Below are 13,246 nucleotides of genomic sequence, written 5' to 3'. Positions count from 1 at the left end.
TTTAGAAAGGATAACCGATCGCAATATTCAGAATAAGATTGTCTCTCCTCCAGCTGGAATCCCCGAAATTAATTTTATCAAAAGCCCATCGGTCACCTCGTTGATAATAAGGGACCCGGAGTGGCATTGCCAGATCGAGCCTTAAAATTAATATAGAGAAATCAAGTCTCAGACCAACTCCGGCTCCTACGGCTACCTCACTTAAAAACTCTTTGGAAAATTTGGCACCCGGCCTTTCAATATCTTCATTGACAAGCCAAACGTTCCCGGCATCAGCAAAAACCGCAACATTTAAAAATTTATAAAGGTTGGCCCGGTATTCAGCATTTAATTCCAGCTTGATATCTCCGGACTGGTCAAAATAATACCCTTCCTGGATCGTCCGCGGGTCAAAACTTCCCGGGCCCAGCGTTCTTGCCCTGAAAGCCCTTACGCTGTTGCTCCCTCCCGAGAAAAACTGTCTCGAAAAAGGGATATGTTCTGAATTTCCGTATGGATAGGCCACACCGGCAATCAATCGGGAGGCCAATGATGTTTTTTCACTGAATTTATGATACAGCCTGAAATCATTTTCTATCTTGGCATACTGGCTGAACGGGACTCCGAAAATACTTTTTTCTTTATCTTTTTTTACATTGGCCCCCGTAACCAGTCCCGTAAGATTTCCGGCAAGGTCCAGCGTCCCTTTATAATACATGGTTGTAGGTTTCGACAGCATTGTGTTCGTATACGTATAAGAATAGGTCGGCCCGAAGATCAGCTGGCGTTCCACCACCCTTCGCATCGCATCGCTTTTTCTGGAAATGGAATCATACAACGGCGTAATATTGGCCGGAGAAACATAGGTGATATCAAGGATCTTCAGGTCATGCTCCTTCCTTACATTTTCTTTCCATACATAACCGAATGAACCGCTGAATGTATTTAAAGTATAATATTCCGTACGGTTCTGAAACTCGTAGCCTAATGTAATATTGGTCCTCGGTACAAAGGCACTCGATGAATTGAACCGGAAAGGTGCCACAATTCTCGGAATGGAAAGCTGCACATTGGTTCCGGCCCTGAAGATGTTTTTAGCATTTTCCGGTCCTCCGATCTGTACATCAAAAGCTCCGTAAACAGAAGCCTTAAACTGTTCCGCTCCTCTGAAGAAATTTCTGTGGGTCCAGTTCAGATTCAGTTCGCTCCCTGCATAGTTGGCGGAGTTGGTCCTTCCCAAAGCTTCCAGGCGGAGAGACTGAAGTTCTCTTGGGGTCAGCAGGTAATAAGAATCAAATTTATGCTGCAGAGAATCTGAAACCACAAATTCATTTTTCACGAACTTGAAAACGCCTAAACTGATCAGCCGGTTTAGGGTAAGGTTATGATTGGTCCGGTTATAAAGATCGCCCCGTTTAAAATACAGTGCCCTGTCGAAAATTTTCGGCTTGAATTTGTGTTGAGGGTCAATGACGTAAATATCCTCGTAAGCATATTTCTGAAGAGAATCCGGATCCATCGGGACGCTGTATTTCCCCTTTCTCACGTCCTGAATATTATAATTCGGGAAAACGATTACTTTATCAATGCTGAACTGCTGGGTAGAAAGATCAGGCGTATTGTCTTTTAGTTTTACATTAAGCTCCACTGTATGGTTTTTGCTTACTGTACTGTCTGCCTGAACAATAATATTATCGGGATGGAAATAGTAAAACCCTTTTTCCTTTAAACCGTTGTCAATCCTTTGTCTTTCAGACTTGATCACATCGAGGTCAAAAGGCTTTCCTTTTTTCAGAAAGGTTTTCTCTGTAATATTCTGGATTTCCTGATTTACCACAGAAGAATCTTTCTGGAACTTTACGCTACTGATCAGATATCTCGCGCCCGGCTTTACCGTATAAATAACTTGGGCTTTTTTATTTTTAGAAACCGTATCATAAGTGGCACTGGCATTGAAATACCCTTTGTTTTCAGAATAGTTTTCAATAATCTCCTTGTTAAACTCACGGTCGACGTCACCTAAAAGAACCGGTTTCTCACCTATTTTATATTTAAGCCAGTAATTGAACCCTTTTTCCTTTTTTGGCTCTTTGGCAATATTGTAAAAGAACAGTTTTGGCCTCAGTCCCAGAAATGATGAATTGGGTTTAGGCGTAAGATTAGCTTCCAAGGCAGTTTTAAGATCTTTTTTCTCATTTTTGGAAATGGTGTCATTTTCAATATTGATCTCTGCCCCGGTATACAGCATCTGCCCTTGTTTCAGGTATTTGGTATTGCTGCATGAAAGCGTTACCGAAGCCATTCCGAAAGTAAGGATATATCTGAAATATGTCTGATAATTTTTTCTCATTATTTAAATTCTACAACTTGGTTTTGCTTGTTCTTTTTAGATTCTTTCTGCTTCTTGTTTTTTGATTTATGGAAAATATCCCGGAATTTATCATAATCCAGCGTGATAATAAATCCTAACCCGGTTTCCACGATCTGGCCCTGTAACGCCACCTGATATTCATTTTTACGGTAAGCACGGAGCATGTATCTTTCGTCTTTGGAAAGGCTGTAATCTACCGTTACGTCGCCGGCAATATTGGTCATGCTTTCATTCTGGCGGGATTCGCCCTCCAGACCAAAATTGCTTCCTACCGAAACCTTAAGGCGGTCATTCAGCAGTTTTTTGCTGATGTCGACATTCAGGTCGGTTCTTGTATTTTGTGTTCCTGTAGAATAATCTTCTGAAGATTCCAGGTCGAAATTAAGGTCAACACCTTTGATCAGGTCGGAAGCCAAGTTATTCAGCTGCTGGGATAAAATCTTGCTCACACTCTGCCTGGCCATCATCTCTCCTGAAAGTCCGGCTCCTGACTGGAACGGGTTTTCCCCGATAAACCTGTTCAGCAACAATAAAGCAAATACCTGTTTGTTCATTTCAGACTCCTGGGTTCTCAGCTGAGACAGTTTCTGGTCTACGATATCCGTAACGGTTGAAGAAACGGCATTATTCTTCTCATCGGTGGTAATATCAAAAGTAATAACCGGTTTCAGCAGCTCGCCATTCATCTTTAGTAAGGTATTGAAAGGGATTCTCTGCTTAAACTGATTGAGTATTCCTGAGCTTTCCCCGCTCACCTGCTGCTCCACCAGATCAATCGGTGCCGCTTCGGTCTTATACACTGCGGTAATATCAAGATTCGCAGTGGTCGGTTCTCCGGTCCAGGTAATGGTGCTGCCTTTCTGGATATCGAATTTACGTTTTAATACACTTACGGTCATTTCATAGCTTCCCGATTCCACTTCGTAGACTCCGACAAGAGTAGTCTTTCCTGACGGGTCGATTCCTCCGGTCAGTTCAGCTTCACCTTGAATTTTGACAAAATCCCCGTTCGCCTTGTCAATCAATAAAGATAGTTTGGCTTCTTTACTTAATTCGATATTTACGTTGACATCCATCCCTTTAATTCGGGTCTGGCTGTTTAAAGAATCCGCTTTGATGGTTTTGTTCAAGGCAATCTGATCCTGATCGATAAATTCAACGATTCCTTCTCTTTCCTGCAATGTAGGAGAGGACTGGGGAAGCACAAAAGTGAAATCCGTATTGTCGGCAACTGACAGTCTTCCGTCTACTTTCGGCAAATCGAGGTTTCCTCTGATGTGTAAACCGGCATCAATCGCAAGGATTCCGTACATCATGGCATCATTGGATTTCTCGGAATTTACCACTTTGAAGTCTTTGGCATTAAGATCGAGATTGAACGCAAAATCCCTGTAGGTCTGTGTCAATACCTGCCCGTCGATGACAAGGGAATTTCCATCCTTATCATTGATTTTGAAATCATCGAACTCAATTCCTCGGCTGGTAAAGTCGATATCATCGTTCAGTTTCCTGAAATCACTTCCGGTCTTGGCAATTTCCAGTCCGACCTCATTGAATTTTACCTTACCTAAAATATTCGGTTGTGATGTGTTGCCGGTAATTTTCAGGTTTCCGGAAATATATCCTTCCGTATTGGTAATGGCATTCATGGAGAAGCCCTGTACGGATTTCATCTGCAACTGGTTGATGGCCATATTCAGGTCAAAGGTGCTTGATGAGGTGTTGTAATCTCCCAGAATCTTCACATCATTATTATTTCCGGATAAGGTAATATCTGCGTTTAACAGATTGGATGATGTATTGTTTACCTTTACGGCAAGGTTTCCGACCGGACTTCCGTAGACGATTAAATCAGAAACATTCAAGTCAGATGTAAAAGTCATCTTTTTCGTCAGGTCACGCAGCTGGGCAGTCCCGTTAATCGTTCCTCTTGCCAGCACGGTATCTTTTTTAATCAGTTCCGTAATGGTTTCTATCTTGAAATCTTTCAGTGAAACATTAAGGGGCGCATTCGGTGACTGGGTCTCAGACTGCAGCAAAATTTCACTGCCTGCATTGGAAAGCCTGAAATTATCTGCCAGGATTCCCCTGCTGCTGATCTGGATTTTATTGCCTTCGCCAACAGTCCAGTCCGTATAGTTTAATTTTAAGCCGTCGGGATTTAATGAAATTTCCGTAATATCGTTCAGCGATTTTGCATTACCGGCAATCAGGAACTGCGTTTCATCTTTTTCGTCTTTGGTGGTGATGTTATAATTGATGATGTTGTTCGCCACATCCCCGCCGATATTCACTTTGTTTAATGCAAAACTTGAGCTTTTCAATGCGGCTACATTCAGGTTATACTGTAATGCCCGGTTTTCATTGGTTACCCGGATCATAGCATTTTCAATGGCGTTTTCACCATACAGCACCCGCGGGATCTGTCCGTCGATTTCTATTTTTTGTGAATCCGCATTATAATTTCCGGTCAGATTAATGGTTTCAAAACTTTTCAGTTCCGGCACGAATTTCCGGATCAGGTCATCATTTTTAATTTTTGCATTAAAGGTAAAGAACTGCCCGGACTGGATTTTCTGGTTTTTTGCAGGTTTCTGGAACTGATAATATTGATTGACTGTTTGTGATAACGCCCCGAAAATCTGGGTCAGTTTATATTTACCTCTCAATTCCACATCTGCAACCTGAGAATTGAAGACAATATTGGTAGAATCGTTGGTAGAAGATGCTTTCAGGTTGACTTCCTGTATCGGGTATACTTCTTTGGCATCTGAAAAAGCAAAGTCTTTCAGGTTGAGATATCCGTTTAGATTATCAGGATCCAGGTTTGTAAAATCACCGTCGATTTTTCCGGCCAGAATCATCGGGTCTTTATAAAACCCGAGTTTATTAAGATCTAATTTATTTATATTACCGTTGATTTTTACGGTAGGATTTTTTTCATTGTAGATTCCGGAAGCCGTTAACTGTAAATTGGCATTCGGGTCTTTTGAATTCAGAATGATATGGTAGTTGCCGCGTCTTATTTTCCCAATTAAATTCATGTTCTGATATCGGTATCCTTTGTAAACGGCGGAAGCAACATGGCCTCTGAGGTCAGTATTGGCATTTTTAAAATCAAAACTTTCTCCTTTCACATAAATCTGTGCGGAGACGGTTCCGATATCTTTATTCTGAATAATTTTTCCGATCTGCAGTCCCTGAAGGTTTGCTTTCACATCATACAACTCGCGGTTTTTTCTCCGCATATCCAGTTTGGCTATAACAGCTGCGTTGCCAAGGGTAGAGTAAAGGTTCAGGTTGGCATCCACAACTTTGGTGGTTCCTTTTGCCGTTCCTTTAATGCTCATATGGGAAGGAAGGGAAATATTGGAAGGAATGGTATTCTTCGGCACCAGATTGAAGATGGTTCTGGCAGATGAAGATAACTCTGCGATTTTCAGATCATAATAGAGGTTATCCGGATTCATGGCATTCCTGATCCTTCCTGAGGCAGCGACCCTTAATTGGTCCAAACCGGAAACTTTAAGATTATTGATCAGAAGGTCATTGACATTTCCTTTGACATTCGCATTGACATTGAGAATAGCATTCGGATATTTGTTGAAAGGCGACGTATTGCGCAGGGTTGGGACAAGATTTAAAATATCAGAGAATCCTATTTTTGAATCTTTGATATTGGCTGAAATTTTTACCGCACCCAGGTTTGAACTTAGCTGCTCAATAGAATTATAATTCAGCACTACTTCATCGCGCAAAACCGTTTTCGGGGTCTGAAGATAAAGGTCTTTAAGATAAGCTTCCTTTTCATTGTATACAAAATCGGTATTGAATTTCTGGATATCCAGGCCTCTTGCTTCCCTGATTTCCGCTGAATTCACCGTTCCTGCAAATGTGTTGTTCTGCATTTTAAAGCCTTTTACCTCAACATTCATCCTGGAAAAATTCAGGTGGTTGAAATCCATTCCCTGACGCGTCGGGGTGATTGCCATATTGTTATAGGCTACTTTCACATCATTTAAAACCAGTTTTCCAAGCAGTAAGCTCAGTGCTTTCTGCTGATCAGATTTTTTTGAAACTTCAGATTCTGTGTTTTCTTTAGGATTGGCATTCTGAGCCGGAAGGTAAAGGTTGGCATTGATATCTGCACCTGAAAGAACTACATTCTCTACACGATAGGCATTGTTTTCAAGATCAAGTTTGTTTACTTTTGTGCTTAACTCTTTGAACAGGACTTTGGCAAAAGTCTTGGTATTGTCATCACCGTAATCGATATTGAAATTGGTCAGTTTAATTCCCCTTAATCCAAGCTGCATCGGCTTTTTATTATTCAGGGAATCTACTTTTTTCTCTACTTTTTTTGAAACTTCCTCTATCAGATCCTGTTTAAGCTTTAATTTCAGTCCATCGAGGTTAATATCACTTACTGCGTACGAATTATTCTGGAGATCAAAAGTTTTCACCCTCGTATCAAAAGACTTGAAATACAGATTAATATCATTCTTTGACTGCTGGTCATTAAAAGTAATTCCGATATCTTTTAAATTGATTTTATCAAGGGATATAATAAAAGGTTTTGACGGGCTTTCTTCTTTATCGCTCGTCGCAAAAGCATCAAGGATGTAATCGAAATTGAATGTTCCGTCAGGCTTTCTTACAACATTTGCCCGGGCACCTTCCAGATCCACTGAGGTGATATCTGCCGTAGAATTGATCAGCTTCATCATGTTCAGTCCGACATCCAGTTTTTTAACGGCTAAAAGCGTATCGATATTCTGTCCTTTTAAATACAGATTTTCCATAACAAGGCTGTTTGGAAATCCTATGTAAACCCGTTCCAGACTTACTTTGGTTTTGATTTTTTTCTCCAAGTATACAACCAGCCTGTCCTTGACAAAATTCTGAACGACCGGAAGTCTTAAACTAAGGATAAGCAGCGTAAAAAAAACCACAATGGATATAATGGTTATGGCAAAGCGCTTTAAGAATTTTCTTTTGTTAAATTTCAGTTTCAAGAGTGATGGGTTTAGAACAAATATAATAATACTAATTTACTAATTATCTGTTGTGGTACCCTTTTGTGAGTGCAAAAATCCTGCCTTGACTGCCTGTTATGGAATTTAGTTGATTAACTATGTAGTGAATAAGTTGATGAAGACAGCCAAAGCTTGGATTTAGGTTTTTAAAAACCCCCTTTTATCATTTATCTATGTTGAAAAGGTTTAGCAAAAATGAAAATTCAATATAAGTTCAGTGTTTTAAAAGGGGGTATGGCATGGTTTAAATATGCTGAGATAATAATTTATTGGTTTCCGTTTTCCCATTGTACGGGTTCTCCCTGCGGAACGGCACCACCTTGGGCAGGCGTAACAGGTGCCGTTTCCTGGTTGATGTGGTAAATATAGGCGGCTATTTTTTCGGCATCTCTTCCGGTAATGGTTCCTTCTTTGATCATAGGCCGCATGGCAGGATTGTTGGGGGATCCGTTTTCCAGCATCCAGAAGACATTTTTAAACAAGTTTTTTTCTTTGATATTGATCCAGTGGGTATCTGTTAAATTCGGTCCGATTCCGCCCTTTGCTCCTTCTCCGTGGCAGGTTACACAATTGGTTTTGAAAAGTTCCCGGCCTTCGGTTACATAGTCTGCATTATATTTTGCAGATTCAAGCGTGATCTGAGGCGCGGTTTTCTCAAATTCTTCAATGGAGGCCAGCATGACTTTGGTTTCATCGGTCAGCTCCGCTTCGGGGTGGGCATAATCTGTGAACGCAAATGCTGCCATATACACGGCACAGAAAATAAATCCGAAGTAGAACAGGCCGACCCACCATTTGGGAAGGGAATTGTCAAACTCTGTAATTCCGTCAAAACCGTGATCGATCAGGATGTCTTTTTCTTCTGTAGCCGGCTGTTTCTTAAAGGCCGAGTTCCAGAGCTTCTGAAAATACGGCGTGTTTTTTTCTTTGATATATTCAGCTTTTTCTTCATCAGATAACCGGGTGAAGTTCTGGTTTTCAATCAGGTCCCCGATAGAATCCATAATAAGAAGCAGGATCACCGCAATGGCCATCAGGCCCCAGAAAAAAAGTGAAGAAAAATATCCTGAGCCGGGTGCGAACATTTCGAACGCCATAATGGTTAAGCCGACAGTAACGAGGATGTATACGGAAACGGGAGTTCTTGTTTTCATATGAATGGATTTAAATTATTCTGCACTTGCAGTCTGTATCTGTGTCGTCTTGATATCGGTTCCCAGTCTTTGCAGATAAGCAATCATGGCTACGATTTCTCTCTGTTCAAGCGGAACGAATGAACTGCCTTTTGCAATTTTATCTTTTTCCACCTGCTGTTTTACATCCGTGGCTTCGGAATAAATTCTTTTTACGATACCTTCCGCCTGATGATCTGCCCATTGATTGGCAGAATCGATCTGAGCTTTCGTATACGGAACCTCAAAATAGTTTTTCATAAGTTTCATCTTGTCTATCATCTGTTTCTTATCCAGTTTGTTTGTGATCAGCCATGGGAAACGCGGCATGATAGATCCGGCAGACGTAATTCTCGGGTTGTACATATGTTTGAAGTGCCATGAATCAGGATTTCTACCGCCTTCTCTCTGAAGATCCGGTCCTGTTCTTTTTGATCCCCAGAGGAATGGACGGTCATAGATGAATTCTCCCGCTTTTGAATACTGTCCGTTCTTCCCTTCAAATCTTACAATCTCGTCACGGAACGGTCTGATCATCTGCGAATGGCAGGCATTGCATCCTTCCCTGATATACAGATCGCGTCCTTCCAGTTCCAGGGGTGAATAAGGTTTTACAGCGGTAATGGTCGGAACGCTTTGTTTTAGAGTTAAGGTCGGAATGATTTCCACCAGGCCGCCGATGGCAATGGTGATAAAAGCCAATATTGCCATGAGTCTTGGGGTTCTTTCGATCCATAGGTGAATGCCTTCGCCTTCTTTTCTTCCGCTTCCTACAGGTGCTAAAGCAGGTGCTTCTGCAGGAACGTCTTTCTGGAATGAACCGGCTTTTATGGTCCTGATGACATTCACCACCATTAAGACGGCTCCTAAAAGGTAAAATATACCGCCTAAAAACCTCAGTTTATAATAGGGAATAATAGCAGTAACAGTATCCAGCCAGTTTTTCCATACCAGGGTTCCGTCAGGATTGAACTGTTTCCACATCAGTCCCTGGGTAAATCCTGAAATATACATCGGAACAGCATAGAAAATAATCCCTAATGTCCCGAGCCAGAAATGCCAGTTGGCCAGTTTTTTAGACCAAAGTGATGTTCTCCACATCACGGGAATCAGGTAATAGACAATTCCAAATGCCATAAAACCGTTCCAGCCTAAAGCTCCGATATGTACGTGGCCGATTACCCAGTCGGTGTAATGCCCGATTTTATTTAAAGATTTGGTGGCGAGCAACGGTCCTTCAAAAGTGGCCATTCCATAACAGGTAACGGCTACGACGAAGAACTTCAGGATCGGGTTTTCCCGCACTTTATCCCAGGCCCCCCTTAAGGTTAACAGCCCGTTCAGCATTCCGCCCCATGACGGAGCAATCAGCATAATGGAAAAACCGGTACCCACTGCCTGTGCCCAGGCCGGAAGTGCAGTATACTGAAGATGGTGCGGTCCTGCCCAAAGGTATACGAAGATCAGCGACCAGAAATGAATGATGGATAATTTATAGGAAAAAACGGGTCTGTCTGCAGCTTTCGGCAGGAAATAATACATCAGGCCTAAAACCGGAGTCGTCAGTACAAAAGCTACCGCATTGTGGCCGTACCACCACTGTACCAAAGCGTCTTTCGTCCCGGCGTAAATAGAGTAGGATTTCCAAGTGGTGAATGATAGAGGAACTTCCAGGTTATTGAAGATATGAAGCATGGCTACGGCAATCCAGGTTCCGATATAGAACCAGATGGCTACATATAAATGTCGCACCCTTCTTTTGGCAATGGTTCCGAACATATTGATTCCGAAAATCACCCATGAAACGGTAATTAAAATATCAATCGGCCATTCATGCTCGGCGTACTCTTTTGAGGTATTGATGCCCATCAGGAAGGTAATCACTACGCTGATAATCATGATCTGCCAGGTCCAGAAATGGATCCATGACAAATTATCACTGTACATCCTGGTTTTCAGCAGCCGCTGCATGCTGTAATAGGCTCCGCAGAAAAAGGAATTGCAGACGAACGCAAAAATCACGGCACTGGTATGCAGCATCCTGATCCTTCCGAATCCCAAGGCGCCCTGAGTGTTGATCAGTCCCTGAATATTTCCTGATGACAGGCTTTTAATCGTCGTGTCATCGGTTCCGAACAGAAATTCCGGAAGCTCGGGATAGAACAGCATCAGGGCCGCGGTAAGACCCAGTAAGAAGCCTATCAGACCAAATGCGATCGTAGCATAGAGGAATGCCTTGACAATGCTGTTGTCATAACTAAATTGTTGCGTCTCCATAATTCCAATGTATTGTACTGAAATGATATTTGCTCTGAAACAGAAGTTCTTATGTAAATAATAAGTTTGAAATTCCGTTAAAAATAAATATCATATAGCGTGGTAATGTTTTGACAAAGGTATTCACTAACTTTGTGGGAGTCTAATAGGTATACTTCTAAAATATACTGAAAACTACTAAAAGAAAAAGGATGAAAATTTGCGGTCAGAATATCAGGAAAATCAGGAGAAGTAAGGATTTCACCCAGGAATATATGGCTTTTGAGATGGGGATTTCGCAGAAAGCCTATTCGGATATCGAAAATTCCAAAGTAAAGATCAACCTCGATATCCTGACGAAAATCTCTGCGATCTTAGAGATCAGGCCTGCCGACATCTGCAGCATTTCCGATCAGTGCAACAACAGCAGTAATGGCTATGAAGACAAATACCGCGACCTTATTGAATATATGAAAAAGAACGGGATTGAGGTCCCTGAAGAATATCGGTAATTTTCAGATGATACAAAAGCAAATATTCATCACATATCTAATATAAACAGTCATAGTTTCTAATATGACTGAAAGCTTTAGTCTGTAGTAACAATTGTTTTAACTTTCAACAGACTTTTCCATCATACAATCATCATCTATTTTTCATTTTTCAATGAATTATTTACTGTTTAAAGATAAATTCCGACTTTTACCTATTAATTAAATATAATATGATGAGATTACTTTTACTGTTTTGTATTATGCTTCCGGGCTTTGCTCTTTGTCAGAAAATTGGAATTAAAAAAGATAAGGTTCTTTATAATGAGGAAGAAGTGGCTGTTATCAAGTCTTCCTACAGAGACCATTATGAGTTTTATACTTTGAATAACCAAAAAGTTTTTGATCTGGATCTTAAAGGTATTGCTCTGGCCGGGAAAGAATTTCTGTATTATCTGGATATGAAAGCTGCGGACGGCAGAACAACCCAGATTCCTTATGAAATTCTGATTACTTCCTTTAAGCCGGACCGTATTATTGCCCATCAGCTGGCGGTAAAATACAATTTCTTTACTAAACAAGGACTGAATACAGAAGAAATCAATGCTTTTTTTGATGTCCAACGGGAAAACCTGACGGATAAATACCTGCAGGCCAAAGCCGGAAGTATTGCTGCTGAAAGCGACAGGCAGAGCGGCCTGAACAATATCAGGACCCTTTATAATCCAAGGATCGGTCCAAAAGGTGAGATCCTGGTGAATGACGGTGTCTATCCTGCAAAAATTATAGGATATTCTTCCGTGTTCAATTGCGGATTCAATTCCTCAAGCCCCTGTCTTGAAGTGCGGGATCTCGACGGGATTCGCGTGGCCACCTTATACCAGAGCAACCGGGGCATTAAAAATTATATTGTAACGACTTTCGACAATAATGAATTTACCTATCCTGCCATCAGGACCTATGCTCCTTCGGATTATGCCTTTATGAATGAGTTTGTTACTTACCTTTTGGCGGAAGGATACACACTTGGTCACCAGGCGTATTACAAAAACCAGGAACTTCAGCAGGCAAAAGTAAAAGATGCTGTTGACCGCAGCATTAATTTATATGATGTTCCGGGATATGTTGTAGACCGGTCGGGTAAAAGAACCGAAGGCTTAGTTACCATCTGGTTTGAGCAGCTGGACACTGAAAGAACCGGGCAAAAACTATCGGCTGAAGGGGCAGATCTGTTTGGACAAAGGGTAACGCTGAAAACCGGCTTGCCAAGAGGAACAGGAATAAAAACATATGATGCGGATTCCGGGATTCATTTCTGTGTGCCATACAATGGTGGAGAAGACTGCTATTATGGGCTGGATGTAAAAGGGGAGCTGATGAAAAAGTTGCAGAATTACGGAGCGCTTCACGGGAACAACTACTATTTCTACCGTTTGGTGGCAAAAGAAAATAAAATCATGCTGCTTCAGGATCCGGTGGAACTTCAGAAGTATGTTATCAAAACTGATATTCAGCCGAAAGGACAGATGATCGACAACCGTTCCAGTGAAAAATTATCCTTAAAATTGGCAGATTACCTTAAAGACTGTAAAGCCGTTTCCGAAAGCTTGAAAAAAGACAACCTGGATTTAAAGAATGAAGAAAATCTGATCAATATTATTTCTGAATATAGCAAATGCAGGAAATAAAAAGAACAATACTTTTATCTTAAGGCGGGGGGATCAAATCATACGATTTGATCCCCGCGCCTTTTTTATGCAGTAGGGTAATATTTAGGAATTTCCCTGAATAAAAAATAACACGTCAAGTTTTGGCGTTGTGCCCGGATACCTTTGTTTCAGAAATAACAGACGAGTTAACGAGTAAGAATTTAAATCATTGTCTGACGAAATCTAAATAATCAATTGGCCGATTGATGCTGTTTAACCAAAACTAACAACT

The 13,246-nt window shown here is 41.3% G+C and carries 6 protein-coding genes; 2 read left to right on the top strand and 4 right to left on the bottom strand.

The window, feature by feature from the left end; all coding sequences use genetic code 11:
* Nucleotide 1 precedes the first annotated feature (1 nt).
* The 4 genes from tamL to ccoN all read right to left on the bottom strand — a co-directional run bounded on the left by tamL (nucleotide 2) and on the right by ccoN (nucleotide 10,835).
* On the bottom strand, nucleotides 2-2,329 hold the full coding sequence (gene tamL, locus H561_RS0116115) for a translocation and assembly module lipoprotein TamL (RefSeq protein ID WP_027387954.1): 2,328 nt from the start codon (nucleotides 2,327-2,329) through the stop codon (nucleotides 2-4).
* On the bottom strand, nucleotides 2,329-7,365 hold the full coding sequence (locus H561_RS0116110; RefSeq protein ID WP_081411679.1) for a translocation/assembly module TamB domain-containing protein: 5,037 nt from the start codon (nucleotides 7,363-7,365) through the stop codon (nucleotides 2,329-2,331). Before H561_RS0116110 ends, tamL begins: the two co-directional genes overlap by 1 nt.
* Nucleotides 7,366-7,652: 287 nt before the next feature.
* Nucleotides 7,653-8,540: a c-type cytochrome gene (locus tag H561_RS0116105; protein WP_027387952.1), complete on the bottom strand. Its 888-nt coding sequence runs from the start codon at nucleotides 8,538-8,540 to the stop codon at nucleotides 7,653-7,655.
* A 15-nt stretch (nucleotides 8,541-8,555) separates the two neighbouring features.
* On the bottom strand, nucleotides 8,556-10,835 hold the full coding sequence (gene ccoN, locus H561_RS0116100) for a cytochrome-c oxidase, cbb3-type subunit I (protein ID WP_027387951.1): 2,280 nt from the start codon (nucleotides 10,833-10,835) through the stop codon (nucleotides 8,556-8,558).
* A gap of 191 nt (nucleotides 10,836-11,026) precedes the next feature.
* Between ccoN and H561_RS0116095 the strand changes: the two genes are divergently transcribed.
* Nucleotides 11,027-11,326 (top strand): helix-turn-helix domain-containing protein, encoded by a 300-nt coding sequence (locus tag H561_RS0116095; RefSeq protein WP_027387950.1) that lies wholly within the window; start codon nucleotides 11,027-11,029, stop codon nucleotides 11,324-11,326.
* 212 nt (nucleotides 11,327-11,538) lie between these two features.
* On the top strand, nucleotides 11,539-12,993 hold the full coding sequence (locus H561_RS0116090) for a hypothetical protein (protein WP_155845817.1): 1,455 nt from the start codon (nucleotides 11,539-11,541) through the stop codon (nucleotides 12,991-12,993).
* Nucleotides 12,994-13,246 lie beyond the last annotated feature (253 nt).

The sequence above is a fragment of the Chryseobacterium gregarium DSM 19109 genome (assembly GCF_000430845.1).
GTDB lineage: Bacteria > Bacteroidota > Bacteroidia > Flavobacteriales > Weeksellaceae > Chryseobacterium > Chryseobacterium gregarium.
The sequence above is the reverse complement of the archived record's forward strand: the minus strand, read 5'-3'. Positions and strand labels throughout refer to the sequence as shown.